The sequence below is a fragment of the Nonomuraea sp. NPDC005730 genome, from assembly GCF_040630865.1.
In the GTDB taxonomy this organism is placed as follows: domain Bacteria; phylum Actinomycetota; class Actinomycetes; order Streptosporangiales; family Streptosporangiaceae; genus Nonomuraea.
Genome location: NZ_JBEXYK010000053.1, coordinates 35,270 through 55,950 on the forward strand (window position 1 = coordinate 35,270; position 20,681 = coordinate 55,950).

At 72.7% G+C, this 20,681-nt stretch carries 17 protein-coding genes; 4 read left to right on the top strand and 13 right to left on the bottom strand.

Annotated elements, in window-relative coordinates; genetic code table 11:
- Positions 1-16 precede the first annotated feature (16 nt).
- The 7 genes from ABZ444_RS38795 to ABZ444_RS38825 are packed head-to-tail and all read right to left on the bottom strand — an operon-like array spanning position 17 to position 8,110.
- Entirely contained in the window at positions 17-1,615 is a 1,599-nt protein-coding gene (locus ABZ444_RS38795; RefSeq protein WP_358008404.1) for an ABC transporter ATP-binding protein, read from the bottom strand.
- Positions 1,612-2,703: a serine hydrolase domain-containing protein gene (locus tag ABZ444_RS38800; RefSeq protein WP_358008407.1), complete on the bottom strand. Its 1,092-nt coding sequence runs from the start codon at positions 2,701-2,703 to the stop codon at positions 1,612-1,614. Before ABZ444_RS38800 ends, ABZ444_RS38795 begins: the two co-directional genes overlap by 4 nt.
- Positions 2,700-3,878 (bottom strand): anhydro-N-acetylmuramic acid kinase, encoded by a 1,179-nt coding sequence (locus ABZ444_RS38805; protein ID WP_358008410.1) that lies wholly within the window; start codon positions 3,876-3,878, stop codon positions 2,700-2,702. Before ABZ444_RS38805 ends, ABZ444_RS38800 begins: the two co-directional genes overlap by 4 nt.
- Positions 3,875-4,774 carry an N-acetylmuramic acid 6-phosphate etherase gene (murQ, locus tag ABZ444_RS38810; protein WP_358008413.1) on the bottom strand — a complete coding sequence of 300 codons (900 nt, stop codon included), beginning with the start codon at positions 4,772-4,774 and terminating at the stop codon, positions 3,875-3,877. The genes ABZ444_RS38805 and murQ overlap by 4 nt, the downstream gene beginning before the upstream one ends.
- Positions 4,771-5,598 (bottom strand): ABC transporter permease, encoded by an 828-nt coding sequence (locus ABZ444_RS38815; protein WP_357986088.1) that lies wholly within the window; start codon positions 5,596-5,598, stop codon positions 4,771-4,773. Before ABZ444_RS38815 ends, murQ begins: the two co-directional genes overlap by 4 nt.
- Positions 5,595-6,563 (bottom strand): ABC transporter permease, encoded by a 969-nt coding sequence (locus ABZ444_RS38820; RefSeq protein WP_358008416.1) that lies wholly within the window; start codon positions 6,561-6,563, stop codon positions 5,595-5,597. Before ABZ444_RS38820 ends, ABZ444_RS38815 begins: the two co-directional genes overlap by 4 nt.
- A complete protein-coding gene (locus ABZ444_RS38825; RefSeq protein WP_358008419.1) occupies positions 6,563-8,110 on the bottom strand; it encodes an ABC transporter substrate-binding protein in 1,548 nt (515 codons plus the stop codon). Before ABZ444_RS38825 ends, ABZ444_RS38820 begins: the two co-directional genes overlap by 1 nt.
- Before the next feature lie 86 nt (positions 8,111-8,196).
- On the opposite strand from ABZ444_RS38825, the gene ABZ444_RS38830 reads away from it, so the two are divergent.
- From ABZ444_RS38830 to ABZ444_RS38840, 3 genes are all read left to right on the top strand, one after another.
- Positions 8,197-9,081, top strand: a complete 885-nt coding sequence (locus tag ABZ444_RS38830; protein ID WP_358008422.1) for a MurR/RpiR family transcriptional regulator — start codon at positions 8,197-8,199, stop codon at positions 9,079-9,081.
- A 136-nt stretch (positions 9,082-9,217) separates the two neighbouring features.
- Positions 9,218-9,736, top strand: a complete 519-nt coding sequence (locus ABZ444_RS38835; protein WP_358008425.1) for a peptidoglycan recognition family protein — start codon at positions 9,218-9,220, stop codon at positions 9,734-9,736.
- Positions 9,737-9,998: 262 nt separating this feature from the next.
- On the top strand, positions 9,999-13,295 hold the full coding sequence (locus tag ABZ444_RS38840) for a tetratricopeptide repeat protein (protein ID WP_358008428.1): 3,297 nt from the start codon (positions 9,999-10,001) through the stop codon (positions 13,293-13,295).
- 69 nt (positions 13,296-13,364) lie between these two features.
- On the opposite strand, the gene ABZ444_RS38845 is transcribed toward ABZ444_RS38840, so the two are convergent.
- Entirely contained in the window at positions 13,365-13,766 is a 402-nt protein-coding gene (locus ABZ444_RS38845; RefSeq protein ID WP_358008430.1) for a hypothetical protein, read from the bottom strand.
- Between the two features lie 233 nt (positions 13,767-13,999).
- Between ABZ444_RS38845 and ABZ444_RS38850 the strand changes: the two genes are divergently transcribed.
- The gene (locus ABZ444_RS38850; protein ID WP_358008433.1) at positions 14,000-14,557 is read left to right on the top strand and encodes a dihydrofolate reductase family protein; all 558 of its coding nucleotides are present in this window, start codon (positions 14,000-14,002) and stop codon (positions 14,555-14,557) included.
- A 46-nt stretch (positions 14,558-14,603) separates the two neighbouring features.
- On the opposite strand, the gene ABZ444_RS38855 is transcribed toward ABZ444_RS38850, so the two are convergent.
- The 5 genes from ABZ444_RS38855 to ABZ444_RS38875 all read right to left on the bottom strand — a co-directional run bounded on the left by ABZ444_RS38855 (position 14,604) and on the right by ABZ444_RS38875 (position 20,675).
- Positions 14,604-15,140, bottom strand: a complete 537-nt coding sequence (locus tag ABZ444_RS38855) for an NUDIX hydrolase family protein (RefSeq protein ID WP_358008436.1) — start codon at positions 15,138-15,140, stop codon at positions 14,604-14,606.
- A 164-nt stretch (positions 15,141-15,304) separates the two neighbouring features.
- Positions 15,305-16,309: an NrfD/PsrC family molybdoenzyme membrane anchor subunit gene (gene nrfD, locus ABZ444_RS38860; protein ID WP_358008439.1), complete on the bottom strand. Its 1,005-nt coding sequence runs from the start codon at positions 16,307-16,309 to the stop codon at positions 15,305-15,307.
- On the bottom strand, positions 16,306-17,088 hold the full coding sequence (locus ABZ444_RS38865; RefSeq protein WP_358008497.1) for a 4Fe-4S dicluster domain-containing protein: 783 nt from the start codon (positions 17,086-17,088) through the stop codon (positions 16,306-16,308). Before ABZ444_RS38865 ends, nrfD begins: the two co-directional genes overlap by 4 nt.
- Positions 17,089-17,151: 63 nt before the next feature.
- Positions 17,152-20,379 carry a formate dehydrogenase gene (fdh, locus tag ABZ444_RS38870; RefSeq protein ID WP_358008499.1) on the bottom strand — a complete coding sequence of 1,076 codons (3,228 nt, stop codon included), beginning with the start codon at positions 20,377-20,379 and terminating at the stop codon, positions 17,152-17,154.
- A gap of 5 nt (positions 20,380-20,384) precedes the next feature.
- Positions 20,385-20,675, bottom strand: a complete 291-nt coding sequence (locus ABZ444_RS38875) for a hypothetical protein (protein ID WP_358008442.1) — start codon at positions 20,673-20,675, stop codon at positions 20,385-20,387.
- Positions 20,676-20,681: the final 6 nt, after the last annotated feature.

The window sequence follows — 20,681 nt, forward strand, 5'->3', positions numbered from 1 at the left end:
GATTTCCAACCTACCATCAGGCGGCCCGTCCAGGGATGGCGGCGAGCAGCTCCCGGGTGTAGTCGGCCCGCGGCGAACCGAAGATCTCGGCCGCCGTGCCGCTCTCCACGATCCGGCCCGCCTGCATCACGTGCACCCGGTGCGAGATCATCCGGACGACGGCCAGGTCGTGGCTGATGAACAGGTAACTGAGCCCGAGGTCGCGCTGCAGCTCGGCGAGCAGCTCCAGGATCTGGGCCTGGACCAGCACGTCCAGCGCGGAGACGGCCTCGTCGAGCACGACCAGCTCGGGGGAGAGCGCCAGCGCCCGCGCGATGGCCACCCGCTGCCGCTGGCCGCCGGACAGCTCGTGCGGCAGCCGCTCGGCCACCGACGCCGGCAGCGACACCTTCTCCAGCAGCTCGGCGACGGTCCGCGCGCGCTCGGCCGGGGTGCCCACGCGGTGCACGCGCAGCGGCTCGGCGATCGACTTCTCGACCGTGTAGCGGGGGTCGAGCGAGGCGTACGGGTTCTGGAAGACCGGCTGCACCCGGCGGCGGAAGGCGAACAGCTCCCGGCGGCCGAGCGAGGTCAGGTCGGTGCCGTCGAACAGGATCCGGCCGGAGGTGATGCCGTCCAGGCCGAGCAGCAGGTTGGCGGTGGTCGACTTGCCCGAGCCCGACTCGCCCACGACCGAGACGGTACGGCCGCGCGGGATCGTGAAGGAGACCCCGTCCACCGCCGTGAACTCCCCGGCGCCGCCCCGCAGCGGGAACACCTTGCGCAGGTCCTCCACCACGACCAGGTCATCGGCACTCTCCTCGGGGCCGGGCTCGGCCACCCGCACCGACGACAGGCTCGGCACGGCCTTCAGCAGCCGCCGGGTGTACTCGTGCCGCGGGTCGGCCAGCAGCTCGGCGGCCGGTCCGGTCTCCACGATCTCGCCCCGGTACATGACGGCCACCACGTCGGCCCGCTCGGCGGCCAGCGCCAGGTCGTGCGTGATGAGGAAGACGGCCGTGCCCATCTCGGCGGTGAGCTGGCCGAGCTGGTCGAGGATGCGCCGCTGCACGGTCACGTCCAGGGCCGAGGTCGGCTCGTCGGCGATGAGCAGCTTGGGACGGCAGGCCAGGCCCATGGCGATGAGCGCCCGCTGCCGCATGCCGCCGGAGAACTCGTGCGGGTACTGCCCGGCCCGCCGCTCCGGCTCGGGGATGCCGACCATCTCCAGCAGCTCGGTCACGCGCCCGCGCGCCGCCCTGCCCGCGGCGAGGCCGTGCACCTCCAGGGCCTCGGCGATCTGGTCGCCGATGCGCATGAGCGGGTTGAGGTTGGACATCGGGTCCTGGGGCACCAGGCCGATGCCCGCGCCCCGGACGGCGGTCATCTCCCGTTCGCTCACCCCGGCCAGGTCGCGGCCGTCGAACAGCACCTGGCCGGTCGTGATGCGCCCGCCCGCGGGCAGCAGCCGGTTGACCGCGGCGGCCGTGGTGGACTTGCCCGAGCCCGACTCGCCGACCACGGCCACGGTCTGTCCCGGCAGGATCTCCATCGAGACGTTCTTGACGACGGTGACGTCCTGCTTGCGGGTGCGGAAGGCGACGGAGAGGTCGCGGATCTCCAGGAGCGGGGTCATGCGGTCCTCGATCGGTGGGTGATGGCCTGCAGCAGGCCGGTCCAGAGGGCGTCGGTGGGCGTCGGCGCGGCCGTCGTCAGCAGGCGGTTGCCGGCCAGCGCGATCGCGATGTCCCGGCCGGGGACGAACCCGACGGCGCACCCGACGTAGCCCGGGTGGCCGAGCACGGTGACGGTCTCCTCCCGCAACTCGAGCCGGTAGGTGCGGAAGCCGAGCGCCTGGCCGGGGTCGGGGCCGGGGGTGAAGAACTCGCGGGCGACCTCGGGCCGCCACAGCCGGTCGTGCTCCTCGTAGCGGGACAGCGCGGCGGCGTACCGCAGCAGGTCCGGGACGGTGGAGAACAGCCCGGCGTGGCCCGCCACGCCGCCGAAGGCATGGTAGGCGTTGCCGTCGGCGACCTGGCCGAGCACGGGCTCGTGCCGCCAGCCGGCGAAGTCCGCGCCGCGGAAGGGCACCGGGTACGGCTCGGAGGTGTCGAGCATGCGCATCTCGACCCGGTCGTCCAGGGCGCTCATGGCCACCTCGGGCCCCGCCGGCCGCGCGTACGTGGTGTCGGCCAGCCCCAGCGGGCCGGTGACCAGCTCGGCCACCGCCCGGTCCAGCGACGTGCCGGTGACGGTCTCGACCACCCGGCCGAGCAGGATGAAGCCCAGGTCGGAGTAGTGCCGTTCGCGGCCGGGCGGGTAGCGCGGGGCGGGCATCCGCGGGTCGAGGTACAGCGGCCACCACTCCCACAGCCCGGCCCGGTGCAGCAGCAGGTCCCGCACGGTGACCTGTTCGGGGCAGCCCTCCGGCAGGTACGCGGCCGCCCGCTCGTCCAGGTCCACCAGGCGGTCGGAGACCAGGCGGACGAGGGCCGTCGTGGTGGCGACGACCTTGGTGACCGAGGCCAGGTCGTGGTACGTGCCGAGGGTCATGGGGGCCTCGCCGGCCAGTGCGCCGCCGTCCGTCCGGCGCACGGTGCGGTGGCCGGTGCACTCGGTCAGGTCGAACCACGGCGTGCGGGCCGCCCGGACCAGGCCCGCGGGCGGGCCGGGCGCGGGACTCGCCGGCCCGGGGCCGGGCGGCGCGGCGGGGGCCGGGGTCACCGGCGCAGCACCAGCGAGCGCGGCGGCGTGGGCAGCGGGGCGGGCAGGACGAGCGGGTGCGCGCCGGGCGTCAGCGTGCCGAGCACCCGGGCGGCCTCGGCACCCGTGCCGCCGGGGACGGTGCCCGGCAGGCCGTGGGCGGTCAGCCAGCCGATGAGCGCGAAGGCGATGGCCTCCTTGTCGTCGGCCGGGGCGCCGAGCTCGTCGGACAGCGACACCCGCACGCCCGGCAGGGCGGCGCGCAGGCCGTCCATGATGACCGGGTTGCGGCAGCCGCCGCCGGAGACGACCAGCACGCCCACGCCCGCCGCGGCGACGTCGGCCGCCACCGTGCGGACCGTCAGCTCGGTCAGCGTCGCCACCAGGTCGGGGCCGGACGGCTCGCGGCCCGCCCTGGCGATCGCCGCCTCGACGTAGGCCAGGTGGAACAGCTCCTTGCCGGTGCTCTTCGGCGCGGCCAGCCGGTAGTACGGCTCGTCGAGCAGCACGTCGAGCAGGCGCTCGTCCACCCGGCCGGAGGCGGCGATCCGGCCGCCCTCGTCGAAGCCACGCGGGTTCAGGCCGCGGCCGGCCACCACGGCGTCGATGAGGGCGTTGGCCGGGCCGATGTCGTAGGCGCTCAGGCCGCCGTCGCGCACGACGGTCATGTTGGAGATGCCGCCCAGGTTGAGCGCCGCCGCGCCGCCCGCGTGCCCGTCCGGCAGCAGGCCGCCGAGCAGCAGGTCGTCGAGCACGGAGACCAGCGGGGCGCCGTGCCCGCCGGCGGTGATGTCGCGGATGCGCACGTCCGACAGCACGGGCGCGCCGGTGCGCTCGGCGATCCAGGCGGGCTGGCCGATCTGCAGGGTGCCGCGCGCGTGCGCGCCCTCCACCCAGTGGAAGACCGTCTGGCCGTGGGAGACGATCAGGTCGGCCGGACCGGCCTGCTCGGCCGCGGCCGCGGCGGCCTCGGCGAAGCACTGGCCGATGAGCGTGTCGAGCACGCACACCTCGGCCAGCGTGACGGGTGCGGGCGGCAGCGCGGCCACCAGCCGGGCGCGCAGTTCGTCCGGGTACGGGGTGCTCGCGGTGTGCAGCACGCGGCCGGTCAGCACGTCGCCGTCCAGGGCGAAGTCGACCAGGGCCACGTCGATGCCGTCGTGCGAGGTGCCGGAGATCATGCCGAGGATCTTCATGCCGGCTCTCCCAGCGCCACGCGCAGCCGTCCCTCGCTGCGGTCCAGCAGCGCCGCGGCCTCCCGCGGCCCGAGCCCGAGCCGGGCGCCGAGCACCGCCTGCTTGACGTTGAAACCATGCTGGTCGAGCACGCGTTCCGCCTCCTCGCGGTCCACACCGGCGATCGTGCGCACGATCCTGATCGCCCGTTCCCTGAGCTTGCCGTTGCTGGCCTTGACGTCGACCATCAGGTTCCCGTACGTCTTGCCGAGCCGGACCATGACGATGGTCGAGAACATGTTGAGCACGAGCTTCTGCGCCGTGCCCGCCTTGAGCCGGGTCGAGCCGCTGACCACCTCGGGCCCGACCAGCACCTCGATCGCGTGCTCGGCCTCGCCGGTGAGCGGGGTGCCCGGGTTGCAGGACAGGCCGACGGTCAGCGCGCCGCGCTCGCGGGCCCGCCGTACCGCGCCCAGCACGTACGGCGTGCGCCCGCTGGAGGCGATGCCCACCACCGTGTCCAGCGGCCCGATGCCGGCCGCGTCGATCGCCGCCGCGCCGGCCCCCGCGTCGTCCTCGGCGCCCTCGCACGGGTGCACGATCGCCCGCTCGCCGCCGGCGATGACGGCGAAGACCTGCTCGGGCGGGGTGCTGAAGGTGGGCGGGCATTCGGAGGCGTCCAGCACGCCGAGCCGGCCCGGCGTGCCCGCGCCCACGTAGACCAGCCGGCCGCCGGCCCGTACCAGCTCGGCGGCGGCCTCGATGGCCCGGGTGATCTGCGGCAGCGCCGCGGCGACCGCGGCCGGGACGGTGGCGTCGGCCGCGTTCATGGTCGCGGCGAGCTCGGCCACGGTCATGGTGTCGATGCCCGCGAAGCGCGGGTCGGCCGATTCGGTGGTCAGTTCTGAGAGGTTCACCGCTTGCCTCGGGTTCTGGGGTCGAGAGTGTCACGCAGGCCGTCGCCGAGCAGGTTCAGGCCCACCACCAGCAGCACGACGACCGCGCCCGGCGCGATCAGCGTCCAGGGGGCGATGAAGACCAGGCTGCGCGCCTCGAAGATCATCGAGCCCAGCGAGGGGGCGGGCGGCGGCGTGCCCAGGCCGAGGAAGCTCAGCGACGCCTCGGTCAGCACCGCCCACGACAACGACAGCGCCACCTGGATGACGATGATCGAGGTGATGTTGGGCAGCACGTGCCTGAGCATGATCTGCCAGCGGCTCTGGCCGGTGGAGACCGCGGCCTTGACGTACTCGATCTCCCGGAGGGAGAGCACGGGGCCGCGCGTGACACGGATGAAGATGGGGACGTACACGATCGCGATGGCGACGGCGACCGTGAACCAGTTGCGGTCCAGCACCGAGGCCAGCGAGAGCGCGAGCAGCAGCGGCGGGAACGCGAACAGCACGTTCGTCACGCCGCCGATGGCGCCGTCGGCGAAGCCGCGGTAGAAACCGGACACCAGGCCGCCCAGCGTGCCGACCACGGTGGCGAAGGCCACCGCGACCACCGCGATGAGCGCCGAGTTGCCGACCCCGGCCGCCACCCGGGAGAAGACGTCCCGGCCGAACTGGTCGGTGCCGAACAGGTGCGTCCCGGACGGCGACAGGAACCGCTCGGGCGGGTTCTGGGCGATCGGGTCGTAGGGCAGCAGCCCGGCGTACGACAGCGCCGCCACCACGGCCAGCACCAGCAGCACGATCGTGCCCGCCAGCATGGCGGGGCTCCTGCGCAGCGCGGTCACGACGCCCTCACCCGCGGGTCGATGATCCGGTACAGCCCGTCGGTCAGCAGGTTGACCAGCACGAACGCCAGCGCGATGACCAGGACCGTGCTCTGCACGACCGCGTACTCCTTCTGCTGGATGCCGAGCAGCACCTGCCGGCCCACGCCGGGCACGGAGAAGATCTGCTCGACCACGACCGCGCCGCCGAGCAGGTAGCCGAACTGCAGCCCGGTCATCGTCACGATCGGCACCAGCGCGTTGCCCAGCACGTGCCTGACCTGCAGGCGGCGCGGCGGCACGCCCTTGGCGCGGGCGGTGCGCACGAAGTCCTCCGAGCGCACCTCCAGCACCGCCGTACGGGTGGTGCGCAGGATCGGCGCGGCGATGCCGAAGCCGAGCACGATCGCGGGCAGGAACATCTGTCGCAGGTTGAGCAGCGGGTCCTCGGCGAGCGTGGCGAAGCCCTGGCCGTTGGGGTTGAAGCCGAACGACGCCGCGAAGATCGACAGCAGCGTCGTGGCCAGCAGGAACGCCGGGACCGACAGCCCGGCCAGGCTCACGACCTGGCCGAAGGCGTCCCGCGGCGAGTTCGTCCTGGACGCCGACAACATGCCGAGCGGCACGCCCAGCAGCAGCGCCAGCACGATCGAGAACACCGCCAGCTCGAACGTCACCGGCAGCGAGTGCAGCGTCATCTCCAGCACGCCCTGCTGCGAGCGGGCCGAGTAGCCGAAGTTGCCGGTGAGCATGTTGCCCAGCCAGGAGAAGAACTGCGTGACCGGCGACTGGTCCAGCCCGTAGTACTGCTCCAGGGCCACGCGCTGCGCCGGGGTGAGTGCGGCCGCCTCCGTGCCGAGCCCCGCGGTGATCTGGTCGCCGGGGATCGCCCGGAGCATGACGAAGACGAACACGGCCACCCCGAACAGGGTGCCGATCGTCGAGGCCACGCGCCGGACGGCCCGGTTGGCGAGGATCCGGCGCATCAGGCGACGGACGTCGTGCGCAGGTACTGCAGCGACCCGCTGACCATCGGTACGAACCCGGACACGTTCGAGGTGGTGCCGGTGTAGGTGTAGCTGGTGAACAGCCAGATCCAGGGCGCGTTGGCCTCCAGCTCGGCCGAGACCTTCTCGTAGATCGCCTTGCGGGCGGCCGGGTCGGTCGTGGCCTTGCCCTCGGCGAACAGCTTGTCCAGCTCCGGCGAGCTGTACCCGGCGACCTTGTTCAGGTTGCCCTTGCTGGTGAAGTAGCGGCCGTAGGAGCCGTCGGGGTCCGGGCGTCCGCCGTTGAGCGCGACGGCGGCGTCGAAGTCGGCCGCCACCCAGCGGTCCACGAACGCGCCGGACTCCAGCACCTCCAGGTCCAGGGTGATCTTCGCCTCGGCGAGCTGCGCCTTGAGGTTCTGGGCCTCGTTCACGGAGGTGGCGTACTCGCCCTGGGAGACGATGGCCTTGACCGTCACACCGCCGGACTTGCCCGCCTTGCCGAGGTACTCGGCGGCCTTGGCCAGGTCGCGGCTCGGGCAGGGACGCTTGGCCGGGTCGGACTTGAAGGCCGGGGCGGTGATCGGCCCGGTCACCTCGCCCTCGCCGAGCGCGGCGGTGTCGAGCACCTGCTTGCGGTCGATCGCGCACTGGATCGCCAGGCGCACGTTGACGTCCTTGAGGTCGCCGCGCTGCGCGTTGAGCTGGAGGGCGTGGTAACTGAGCTGCGGCGTCTTGGTGACGGTGATCGTGCCGCCGCCCTGCGCGGTCTGGGCGACCAGCGGGTCGTTGAAGACCGCGAGCTGCACGTTGCCCGACTGCATGGCCGAGACGATGGACGACTCGTCCGGGATCACCCGGAACTCGACGCTGCCCACCTTGGGCTTCTCGGCGCCCCAGTACTTGTCGTTCCTGGCCAGCGTCAGCGACTGGCTCGGGACGCGCTTGCCCAGCGTGAACGGGCCGGTGCCGTTGGGGGTGGCGTTGAGCTTCTCCTCGGTGTCGTCGGAGGAGAGCATCGCCATGTTGACGGTGGCCAGGTTCGCCGGGAGCGCGGCGTCGGGGCCGGTCAGCTCCAGCACCACCGTGCTCTCGTCGGGGGCCTCGACGGACTTCACCGATGCCAGCGACGCCCGCGCCACGGCCGCCGTCTTCTCGTCCATGATCTTGTCCAGGGACGCCTTGACGTCCTTGGAGTCGAACGCGCTGCCGTCGCCGAAGGTCACGCCCTTGCGCAGGGTGAGGGTCAGCTTCTTGCCGTCCTCGGCGGCCTGCCACGACTCGGCCAGGCCCGGCACGACGTTCAGGTCCTTGTCGAACTCGGTGAGGGTGCCGTAGATGTTCTGCAACACGTTCACGGCCGTGAACTGGGTGGCCTTCCAGGGAAAGAGCGTGTCGGGGTCGGAGGTCACGCCGACGACCAGGGCGCCGCCGGACTTGCCCGTGGCGCCGGTGCTGGTCGCGGGCCCGGAAGACGATGAACAGGAGGTCAGGGCGATGGACAGCACTGCGGCGGCGCCGATCGCGGAGAGCGCGCCACGGGGCATGTGGTCTCCTCAGGGGCAGTAGGTCATAAAATTACGCAGACCCTACCACTGGTGTACTAAATTTCCTCAACAGGGATGGATGACGAATGGTCGAGGACGACGGAAGCCTGCTGATCCGCATCCGTGCGGCCATGCCCGCATTACGGCCGTCGGAGCGGCGCATCGCCGAGACGTTCACCGGCGACCCGGCCGCCGCCGCGAACCTGTCCATCGCCGAGCTGGCCGCCCGCTGCGCCACCTCGACGACCTCGGTCGTGCGCTTCTACCAGCGCATGGGATACGCCCACTTCAAGGACTTCCGGATCGACCTGACCAGGGCCGCCGCCCGGGAGGAGCTGACCACGTCGAGCCTGCCGGAGGTGTCGGGCGACATCGACCGCCACGACAGCCTGGAGGGCATCGTCTCCAAGGTCGCCACCAACGAGACGCTGTCCATCGCCGACACGGCCCGCTCCCTCGACATGCAGGCCCTGGGCAGGGCGGTCTCCCTGCTGCTGGCCGCGCGCCGGATCGACACCTTCGGCGTGGGCGCGAGCGCGCTGGTCGGCCTCGATCTGCAGCAGAAGCTCTCGCGCATCGGGCGTACCGCGATCAACTGGCACGACGCCCACTCGGCCTGGACGTCGGCGGCCACGCTCGACGCCGGCTGCGTGGCCGTCGCGGTCTCGCACACCGGCGCGACCGTGGACACGGTCGAGTTCCTGGCCATCGCCCGCCGGTCGGGCGCGGCCACGGTGGCGATCACGAACTTCCGCGACTCGCCGCTGGCCGCCACCGCCGACGTGACGCTGACGACGGCCGCCCGCGAGACCCAGTTCCGCTCCGGCGCGCTCGGCAGCCGCATCGCCCAGCTCATGGTCGTCGACTGCCTGTTCACCGGCGTGGCCGCGGCCAGTTACGACGAGTCGATGGCGGCCCTGCGCAACACGTACGCGGTCGTCCACGACCGTACGGTCCACAAGCGGGGGTGAACCGGTGCGGGGGCGGCCTGACCAGCATGGAAGTCTTTCTTTGGTGGCACGTGAATCTAGTGACAAAAAGTGATGACACGGCTACTTTAAGTTGACATTCTGGTGGCGAGGCATCGTCTACCAGGAGAGACACCACATGCAGCTGATCACCCGTGCCGACTGGCACGCCAAGAAGCCCACCACCAGCTACACCCGGCTGGCCTCCACCAGAGGCGTCAAGATCCACTACACCGGCGGGAAGGTGCCCTCCGACCTGCCGGACGCCGACAACCACGACAAGTGCGTCGACCTGGTCAGGGACATCCAGCGCATGCACATGTCCGGCGGGCGCGGCGAGACCTACATCGACCTCGGCTACAACATGGTGTGCTGCCCGCACCGGCGCACCTTCATGGGCCGGGGTCCGCACGTCCTGCCCGCCGCCAACGGCCCGGGGCTCAACTCCGGCCACTACGCCGTGCTCGCCCTGCTCGGCAACACCGGGTTCACCGATCCGAACGACGACCTGCTCAACGCCCTCGTCGACGCCATCGAGTACCTGCGCGAGCACGGCGACGCCGGCGACGAGGTCAAGGGCCACCGGGACGGCTACGACACCGACTGCCCCGGCGACCCGCTCTACCACTGGGTACGAAGGGGCGCCGAACGCCCCTGAGACGGTTGGAGCAGGTGCTCGCCGGGGCGCGGTGCGCGGTCCAAGCAGGACGGGCGCGGCAACCGCCCCGCGCTCGTCCTCCGCTCGGCCGGGAACCGTGGCACCTCGCCGCGATCCGGCGCGGGCGATCACCATCGTGGCGCGGCGGCCGGTCTGGCAGGACTGGTAACGCCTTCGCTACTTCCGCTCCGCTTCCGCCGGTTCGAGGGCACCCTGGAGACATGTCGAAGACGTCGGCCGGCAACCAGGGCGTCGACGAACGATGACCACCCCGCCGGATCCCGAGGAGCTGCCGGACGTCCGGATGGACGGCACCGCCCGTGAACAGGGCCGGGTCTACCAGGCGGTCGGCGACCAGACCATCAACGAGATCTTCCAGCAGGACCCGCGACGGTCGCTGCCCCCGGCCGGCGGCGTGCGGGTCCCGGCCGGGCTGTCCGGCCTGCCGCGCCCTCCCGTGGCGGCCTTCGTCGGCCGGGACGCCGCCCTGACCGCCCTGCGCCGGACGTTGCAGGATGCCGCGGGACCCGGCGTGATCAGTCAGGCCGTGCTCGGCCTGGGCGGCGTCGGCAAGAGCGAGCTGGCCCTGCAGTACGCCCACCGCCATCGCCATGACCACGACCTGGTGTGGTGGATCGACGCCGACGGCCCCGACCGGATCCGCGCCGGACTGGCCGCCCTGGCCCGCGCGCTGACCTGCGGCATCGACTCGGTGGCCGCCGAGCAGGCCACCGTGGAGGAGGCCGCCGCCTGGGCGCTGAGCTGGCTGGCCGCCCACCCCGGCTGGCTGGTCGTCCTCGACAACGTCGAAGACGTCGCCGACGTCGAGCCGTACCTGGCCCGCCTGGCCCATGGCCACGTGCTGATCACCACCCGACGCGACATCGGCTGGCAGCGCCTGAACATCACCCCGCTCCGGCTGGAGCTGTTGCCCCGCCCGGCCGCGATCGCCCTGCTGGCCGACCTGATCGGCGCGCCGGACTCCACCGACACCGGCCGGCTGGGGGAACTGGCCGCACAGCTGGGAGACCTGCCGCTGGCCCTGACCCAGGCCGGCGCCTACATCGCCCGCACCCCCCGCATGACCCTGGCCACCTACCTGGAGACGCTGACGACCGTCCCCGCCCGGATGTACGCCGCCGCGACGGCCGGCGGCGACGCCGAACGCGTGCTGGCCAAGGTGCTGACGCTCAGCCACAGCCGCATCGCCGCCATCAACCCGCTGGCCATCGACGTGCTGAACCTGCTGGCCTGTTTCGCCCCCGACAACCTGCCCTGCTCCGTCCTGGACGGCCTGCCCGAGGCCGACCCGTTGCAGGTCGGCGAGGCGCTGGCACTGCTGGAGTCCTACAGCCTGGTCACCCTCACGCCCAGCCCCGTCGAGCTCGTGCCCGGCCGGCCGGAGGACCTGGTCAGCGTTCACCGGCTGGTCCAGGCCGTCACCTTGCACCAGCTCACGCCCGGCCGGCGTGCTCAGGTTCGTGACACCGCCAGGGCCCTGGTCCTGGCCGCGCTCCCCGACGATCCGGGCACGATCGGCGCCTGGCCCGTCTGTCAGGCACTGCTGCCGCACGCCCGGAGCATGCTGCCGCTGGACTCCCCGGGCCTGCACCGGCTGGCCACCTATCTTGCCGCGAGCGGTGACTACACCGCTGCCGTCCAGCTTGAGCAGGACTGCCACACCCACGCGGTGGCGACACTGGGCGCCGAACACCCGCGGACCATGGTCTTTCAGCACAAGCTCGCCATCTGCACCGGGCAGGCGGGGGACGCGGCCGCCGCTCGCGACCAGCTGGCCGTCCTGCTGCCGGTCCGCGAACGTGTCCTGGGCGCCGAACATCCCGCGACCCTGGCCACCCGGAACCAGCTCGCCCGCTGGACGGGGCAGGCCGGGGATGCGGCCGCCGCCCGCGACCAGCTCGCCGCCCTCCTCCCCGTCGAAGAACGTGTCCTGGGCGCCGAACATCCCAACACCCTGGCCACCCGGCACAACCTCGCCGACTGGACGGGGCAGGCCGGGGATGCGGCCGCCGCCCGCGACGAGCTCACCGCCCTGCTCGCCGTCGAAGAACGTGTCCTGGGCGTCGAACACCTGGGCACCCTGGCCACCCGGCACAACCTCGCCCGCTGGACGGGACAGACAGGGGATGCGGCCGCCGCCCGTGACCAGCTCGCCGCCCTGCTCCCTGTCCGCGAACGCGTCCTGGGCGCCGAACACCCCGACATCCTGACCACCCGGCACAATCTCGCGGACTGGACGGGACGGGCGGGGGATGCGGCCGCCGCCCGCGACGAGCTCACCGCTCTACTCCCCGTCGCGGAACGCGTCCTGGGCGCCGAACACCCGGGCACGCTGACCACCCGGCACAACCTCGCCTACTGGACCGGGCAGGCAGGGGACACCGCCGCCGCCCGCGACCAGCTCGCCGTCCTGCTCCCCATCCGCGAACGTGTCCAGGGCATCGAACATGCCAACGTCCTGACCACCCGGCACAATCTCGCCGACTGGACGGGACGGTCGGGAGACGCGGCCGCCGCCCGAGACCAGTACGCCGCTCTGCTTCCGATCGAAGAACGTGTCCTCGGCGTCGAACACCTGGGCACCCTGGCCACCCGGCACAACCTCGCCCGCTGGACGGGGGAGGCCGGGGACGCGGCCGCCGCCCGCGACCAGTACGCCGTCCTGCTCCCCGTCCGCGAACGTGTCCTGGGCGCCGAACATCCCGAGACCCTGGCCACCCGGCACAACCTCGCCTGTTGGACCGGGCGGGCCGGGGACGCCGCCGCCGCCCGCGACCAGCTCACCCCTCTACTGCCCGTCGAGGAACGCGTTCTGGGCGCCGAACATCCCAACACCCTGACCAGCCGAAATCAGCTCGCCCGCTGGACGGGGCAGGCCGGAGACGCGCCCGCCGCCCGAGACCAGTGCGCCGCCCTGCTCGCCATCCAGGAACGCGTCCTCGGCGCCGAACATCCCGCCACCCTGACCACCCGGCACAACCTCGCCTACTGGACCGGGCGGGCCGGGGACGCGGCCGCCGCGCGCGACCAGCTCACCGCCCTGCTCCCTGTCCAGGAGCGTGTCCTGGGCGCCGAACATCCCGCGATGCTGGCCTCCCGGAACCAGCTCGCCCGTTGGACGGGGCAGGCGGGGGACACGGCCGCCGCCCGCGACCAGTGCGCCGCCCTGCTCGCCATCCAGGAACGCGTCCTCGGCGCAGAACATCGCGCCACCCTGACCACCCGGCACAACGTCGCCTGCTTCACCGGGCAGGCCGGCGACGCGGCCGCCGCGCGCGACCAGCTCACCGCCCTGCTCCCCGTCCGTGCGCGTGTCCTGGGCGCCGAACACCCCGCCACGCTGGCCACCCGAAACCAGCTGGCCGACTGGACCGGGCAGGCCGGAGACGCGACCGCCGCCCGCGACCAGCTCGCCGCCCTCCTCCCCATCCGCGAACGCGTCATGGGGGCCGACCACCCCCACACGCAGACCACCAGGCACAAGCTCGCCACCTGGGCAGCGCAGGCGGTGGAGGAGACGGAGCCGAGCATGGGGTGACGGCTCCTCGCCCGGCGAGGCGGCGGGTGAGGTGGCGGGGAGGCGGGGGGGAAGCGGCGGGGGAGGTGGTCACCACTTCTCCCACTCGCTCGTCCTGAAGCACTTCATCGCCCAGTAGGCGAGCTTGGACGGCCCCGTCCAGCCCACGTAGGGCGCGTGTCCCTGCACGCAGCGCATCTTCTTGATGGTGACCGGCTCCCACCTGCCGTGCGAGCACGCCGGGACCAGCTTCTTGATGACCGGCTTGCCGCACAACCACCGGACGCTGGGGCGCGGGCCGGCGGCCTGCGTCCACGTGGCCGTGACGGCCTGCGCGGAGACCGGGACGGCGAAGACGGTGGCACCCGCCGCCGAAGTGGTCGAAGTGGTCGAAGTGGCCGCCGTGGCCGCCGTGGCGGGCGTCCCGGCGGACAGCGCGAGCGCGAACGCCCCCGCCGCAGCCGCCGTCCCGAGCTTGGTGATCGTCCTCATGACGTCTTCCTCCCTTGTCGTACCGGATGTCGTACGGGCAAGTTAGGGCGGCCGACGTTGAGTTCCCGTTGAGGATCCGTGCAGGACCGAGCACTCGGGGATGGGTCGTCTTCAGGAGCCGGCGCCCGGCGCGATGAGTTCTGCGGGCACCGGCGGTCTGAGTGTGTGTGGGAGGCCTGGCCACACCGTGCCGGGATCCTCCGGGCGCGGGACGGAACACATGGAGGCATCGGATGCGTAAGCTGATCTTGGGTTTCTACGTCTCGCTCGACGGCAAGAGCGCGGACGGGGACAACGGGATCCGGGACGTCATGATGAGCATCGACGACCCGGAGCAGGAGGAGTACTTCGTCAGCCGGCTGTGGGAGGCCGGGGCCTTCCTCATGGGCCGCAACACCTACGAGATCATGGCCGGATACTGGCCGGGCTCCGACCACCCGTCCGCCAGGGCGATGAACGAGATCCCCAAGGTCGTCTTCTCCCGCACCCTGAAGTCGGCCGACGACTGGCCCGAGACCCGGATCGCCGCCGGTGACACGGCGGAGGAGATCGCCAGGCTCAAGGCCGAGCCCGGCAAGGCCCTCGTCGCCGCCGGCGGCACGGCGTTCATGCACTCGCTGATCAGGCTCGGCGTGGTCGACGAGTACCGGTTGTGGGTGCTGCCCGCCGTCACCGGCAAGGGTGCGCCGCTGTTCCCCGAGCTGGACCAGGCGGTGAACCTGCGCCTGGTGAAGAGCACGGTCTTCCCGTCGGGAGTCCTCGAACTGGTGTACGTGCCGACCGGCACGTAAGACCCGGCGGCGGTCACTCCCGACGCCGGGCCGTACCGGAGTGGCGCTAGACCAGCCGGCCCACGTGGGCCAGCGCCTGCCTGAGCAGTACCCCCTGGCCCCCGGTCATCTCCTGCTGCACGGCCGGCGAGGAAGCCTCCTCGGGGGTGAACCAGACCAGGTCCAGGGCGTCCTGCCGGGGACGGCAGTCACCGGCCACGGGCACGATGTAGGCCAGCGACACCGCGTGCTGGCGCGGGTCGTGGTACGGCGTGACGCCCGGCGTCGGGAAGTACTCGGCGACGGTGAAGGGCTGCGGCGAGACGGGGATGCGGGGAAGGGCGACGGGCCCGAGGTCCTTCTCCAGGTGGCGCAGCAGCGCGTCGCGGATGCGCTCGTGGTGCAGCACCCGCCCCGAGACCAGCGCCCGGCTGACCGTCCCGTCCGCCGCGATCCGCAGCAGCAGGCCCACGCGGGTCACCACGCCGGTCTCGTCGACCCGTACCGGCACGGCGTCGATGTAGAGGATCGGCAACTGGCCGCGCACCGACTCGAGCTCTTCGGGTGCCAGCCATCCAGGCGCGGTTTCGGTCTTTTCGGTCATCTGCCGATCGTATGCCCCGCGCCGCCACTGACGGCGTAAGCCCCACCGACCGATCCCCGGACGGGGTCAGGCCCGCCTGGCCGGCCTGCTCCTGCCCGCGATCCAGGACGCCGTGCAGACGACCAGCACGATGCCCATGAACGGCAGGTACTCGGCGACTCTTCTCATGACAGATCACGCTCCGCTCTCGACGTGGCGAGCCGCCGGCGTTGCGGCTCGACGGTGTACCGGGGGTCGCACGCCGAGGCCGTCCCGGCGTGGAAGATCCCGAACCGGGTGCACACCGACCCGGCCAGCAGGGCCGCCCCCGCGGCCACCGCCGCGACCCGGCTGCGACCGCCCAGGCCCTGACCGAGCAGGGCGCCCGCGACCGACAGCGCCTGGCCCGCCCTGAGCAGGCGGCTGCGCCGCAGCGGCTCGGCGGTCAGGCCCATCCGGCGTTCCATGCGGACGGCCGCCGCGCACTCCAGGGCCGCCCCCAGCACCGCCGCCCGCCGGGCCGGGGCCGCCTGCGCGACCGGCGCCGCCAGCATGCCGAGCCCGCCCGCCGACGCGGCGGCCGAGCCCGCGAACAGGAACGGCATCTCCCTGAACCCGTCGTGCCAGGCCGGGACGGCGGTGTCGCAGATCAGCGCGGCGGTGTAGGTGGCCAGCGCCGGCCCGGTCAGCCCGGCCCCCACGGTGGCCGCCCGGCCCAGCCGGGGGAACAGCCCGGTCACCCCGGTGAACGCGGCCAGCCCGGCCTGCGGCCCGTACGCGGTCAGGATCCAGGTGCCGACGCTCATCGGCGAGGTCACCTTGAACACCCGCAACATGTTCAGGAAGCGCGACGGCTTGCCCAGGTCGTGGATCAGCGCGTACAGCGAGCCGCCGACCGCGCCCAGGGCGGCGACCTTGGCGGCGCGGGCCAGCGCCGGGCGTCCGGTCAGCTCGGCGGCGGCGGCCAGCGTGGAGGACGCGCCGGCCAGGCCGCCGAGGAACAGGTAGCCGGCGATGTCGTGGTCGCTCCAGGGCGTGCTGTTCAGGACCGGCAGGCCGTAGTAGGAATCAGCCTCCGGCTCGGGCGGCCGCAGGGAGCGGCTGCCGCGGCCCGCCGAGCCGGGCGTGGCCTCGCGCTCTGTGCGCAGGCCGGGCGCGTCGTCCAGGCGCACGTCGGTCTGGTTGCTCATCTGCCCCTCCTCCAGGCCGCCGCGGCGGCCATCCCGGCCAGCAGGACCAGGGCCGCCGCGCCGGCGTGCCGCCACATCGACGGCAGGTCCGCGGTGGTCACCACGGGGTCCGGCGGCAGGCCGTACACCTGGGGCTCGTCCAGCAGCAGGAAGAAGGCGCCGGTGCCGCCCACGCCGTCGGCCGGGTCGTGGCCGTACAGGCGGGCCGAGGACACGCCCGCCGCGCGCACCTGCTCCAGCCGGCGGTCGGCGCGCTCGCGCAGCTCGTCCAGCTCGCCGAACTGGATGGAGTCCGTCGGGCACGTCTTGGCGCAGGCCGGCTCCTGGCCGACCTCCAGCCGGTCGTAGCACATCGTGCACTTGGCGGCCGTGCCGGTCTCCGCGCGCCTGCCGATCACCCCGAACGGGCAGGCGGGCACGCAGTAGCCGCACCCGTTGCAGACGTCCTCCTGGACGACGACCGTCCCGTACTCGGTGCGGAACAGCGAGCCGGTCGGGCAGACGTCGAGGCAGGCCGCGTGCGTGCAGTGCTTGCACACGTCGGAGGCCATCAGCCAGCGGAAGTCCAGGTCACGGGCGCCGGTCTCCTGGTGGCCCAGCGGCTTGCGCTGCTCGACGAACGCCACGTGCCGCCAGGTGTCGGCGCCGAGCCCGACGGAGTTGTCGTAGGACATGCCGGTGAACAGCAGGCCGTCCTCCGGCACCTCGTTCCACTCCTTGCAGGCCACCTCGCACGCCTTGCACCCGATGCAGACGCTGGTGTCGGTGAAGAAGCCCATACGCCTGGGCGGGTCGTCGTAGCCGGCGTCGAGCGGCGCCCGGTCGAGGTCGAAGGCCACGGCTCACACCTCCGTTCCGGTGTCCTCGGTCACGCCCGCCCGCCGCCGGTAGGCCAGCACCAGCTCCGGCAGGGCCGGGCCGCGCGGCCTGCGCCCCGGACGGATGTCCGCCGACAGGGCCTTGACCTCCTGGATGTGGGAGTTGGGGTCGAGCGAGATGGCCGACAGCTCGTTGGCCGCGTCGCCGGTGGCCAGGCCGTTGGGGCCGAAGTGGAAGGGTAGCCCGATCTGGTGCAGGACCTTGCCGTCCAGGTGCAGCGGCGCCATCCGGTCGGTGACCAGCACGCGGGCCTCGATGGCGCTGCGCGCGGTGATGATCGTGGCCCACTCGCCGTGCACGAGCCCGCGCTCGGCGGCCAGCTCGGGCGAGACCTCGCAGAACATCTCCGGCTGCAGCTCGGCCAGGTACGGCGTGTGCCGGCTCATGCCCCCCGCCGTGAAGTGCTCGGTCAGCCGGTACGTGGTCACCACGTACGGGTAGACCGACGCGCCCGGCTCGGCCCCGCTCGGCTGGTAACGGTTGTCCTCGTGCCGGTAGAGCTTGCGGGCCGGGTTGCGCTGCCGCCCGTAGAGCGGGTTGGCGACCGGCGAGTCCTGGGGCTCGTAGTGGCTGGGCAGCGGGCCGTCCACCACGCCCGAGGGGGCGAACAGCCAGCCCTTGCCGTCGGCCTGCATGATGAACGGGTCGATGCCCGACAACGCCGCAGGGCCCTGCGCCCCCGGCTCGGGCCGGTAGGACGGCGGTTTGCGCTCCTCGAAGTCCGGCACGTCGAGACCGGTCCAGCGGCCGGCGCCCTCGTCCCACCAGACGAGCTTCTTGCGCTCGCTCCACGGACGGCCGTTCGGCGCGGCCGAGGCCCGGTTGTAGAGCACCCGCCGGTTGGCCGGCCACGCCCACGCCCACTCGGCGGCCACCCAGTCCTGCTCGGCGGCCGGCCTGCGGCGGGCGGCCCGGTTGACGCCGCCGGCGTACACGCCGCAGTAGATCCAGCAGCCGCACACCGTCGAGCCGTCGTCCTTGAGCTGGGTGTAGCCGTCGAGCGGCCGGCCCTCGGCGTCCCAGCCGTTGATCTCGGCGAGCACCGCCTCGGCGACCGGCTCGGCCGTCTCGCCCTCGACGGGGTAGTCCCAGGTGAGGTCGAGCAGGGGCCGGTCCATCGGGTCGGCGGAGCCGGCCAGCTTCTGCCGGATGATCCGCCCGAGGTGGTACATGAACCACAGGTCGCTGCGCGCGTCGCCGTCCGGCTCGACGGCCCGGTGGTGCCACTGCAGCCAGCGGTTGGTGTTGGTGAAGCTGCCGCTCTTCTCGGTGTGGGCCGCGGCGGGGAAGAAGAACACCTCGGTGCCGATCTCGGACGTGGCCAGCTCGCCCGTCTCGATCTCGGGGCCGTTCTTCCACCAGGTGGCGCTCTCGATCAGGTTGAGGTCGCGCACCACCAGCCAGTCGAGCTCGGCCATGCCCAGGCGTTGCATCCGGGCGTTGGCCGAGCCCACGGCCGGGTTCTCGCCGAGCAGCAGGTAGCCCTTGCAGGTGCCGTCGAGCTGCGCCAGCACCGTGTCGTACGTGCTGTGCGAGCCGGTCAGGCGCGGCAGGTAGTCGAAGCGGAAGTCGTTGTCGCGCGTGGCCGCCGGCCCCCACCACGCCTTGAGCAGGCTCACCAGGTAGGCGGGCATGTTGGCCCAGAAGCCGCGGCAGGAGGCGTCGGCGCGCAGGAAGTCGCGCATCTTCTCGTGCTCGTGGGCGTGCGGCATCGGGATGTAGCCGGGCAGCAGGTTGAACAACGTCGGGATGTCGCTGGAGCCCTGGATGCTGGCGTGCCCGCGCAGCGCCTGGATGCCGCCGCCGGGGCGGCCGATGTTGCCGAGCAGGAGCTGCAGGATGCTGGCCGTGCGGATGAACTGGGCGCCGTCGCTGTGCTGCGTCCAGCCCACCGCGTAGACGAACTCGGCGGTCCTCTCCGGCCCCGAGTTCTCCGTCAGGTGGCGGCACACCTGGGCGAACAGCTCCGGCGGCACCCCGCACACCTGCTGGACCATCTCGGGCGTGTAGCGGGCGAAGTGGCGGCGCAGCACCTGCAGCACGCAGCGCGGGTGCCGCAGCGTCTCGTCGCGCCGCGGCTCGCCGCCGAGCGGGACGCCGGTGCCGCCCTGCACCTCGGCGCGCCCGGCCGGCATGCTGCCCGCCGGGCGGTCGTAGTCCTCGTCCCGCTCGCCGGAGGCGGCGACGGTGTGCATGCCCTCGTACTGCCAGGTGTCGTCCTCGTAGCAGCGGTGCTCGGCGTCGAAGCCGGAGAACAGGCCGTCGAGGTCCTCGGCGTCGCGGTAGTCCTCGCGCAGGATGGTCGCCGCGTTGGTGTAGTGCAGGACGTAGTCGCGGAAGAACAGCTCGTTCTCCAGCACGTGGTTGACGATCGCGCCGAGGAAGGCCACGTCCGAGCCCGCCCTGATCGGCACGTGCAGGTCGGCCAGCGCGCTGGTCCGGGTGAACCGCGGGTCCACGTGGATGACCACCGCGCCGCGGGCCTTGGCCTCCATCACCCACTGGAACCCGACCGGATGCGCCTCGGCGAAGTTCGACCCCTGGATCAGCACGCAGTCGGAGTGCTGCAGGTCCTGCAGGAACGTCGTGGCCCCGCCGCGCCCGAACGACGTGCCGAGACCCACCACGGTCGAGCTGTGGCACACCCGCGCCTGGTTCTCGATCTGCACCACGCCGAGCGCGGTGAGCAGCTTCTTGATGAGGTAGTTCTCCTCGTTGTCCAGCGTCGCGCCGCCCAGGCTGGCGATGCCCATCGTGCGGGCCACCCGGCGGCCGTTGTTCTCCCACTCCCAGGTCGCCCGGCGGGTGGCGATGATCCGGTCGGCCACCATGTCCATGGCGCTCTCCAGGTCGAGCTCCTGCCAATCGGCGGCGTACGGCGGGCGGTACAGGACCTTGCGCAGCCGGTCCTCGCCGGTGGTGAGCTGGAGGCTGGAGGCGCCCTTCGGGCACAGCCGGCCCCTGCTGATCGGGGAGTCGGGGTCGCCCTCGATGTGCACGACCTTCTCATCACGGACGTAGACGTTCTGGGCGCAGCCCACCGCGCAGTACGGGCACACCGACTTGACCACGCGGTCGGCGGCGGCCGTCCGGGCCGGGTGCGCGCCCGTGCGCGGCGACTTCACCGCGGCCGCCCGGCCGAGCTTGTCCTTGCCGGTGAGCTGCCGCAGCAGCGGCCAGGAGAACCCCATGCCGCTCACGCGCCCGTCCGGCGCATGCGCCGGTCGCTCCAGGCCCGCTCGCGCATCCAGGCGCGCACGTCGCCGCGCTCGACCGGCCCTACCTCGCGCGGGTTGACCAGGTGCTGGGTACGCCCGGCCAGCAGGCCGGGCCGTCCCCGCCGGCGCGCCACCGCGTCGCTCCCGTCGGCCGGCACGCCCGTCGCGATCAGGTACGCGCGCCCCGCGGGCACGCCCAGCAACCTGGCGATCTCGGCGTAGTCCAGCCCCTGCGACAGCAGCCGCAGCACCCGCTCCTTGCTCGGCATCGTTCC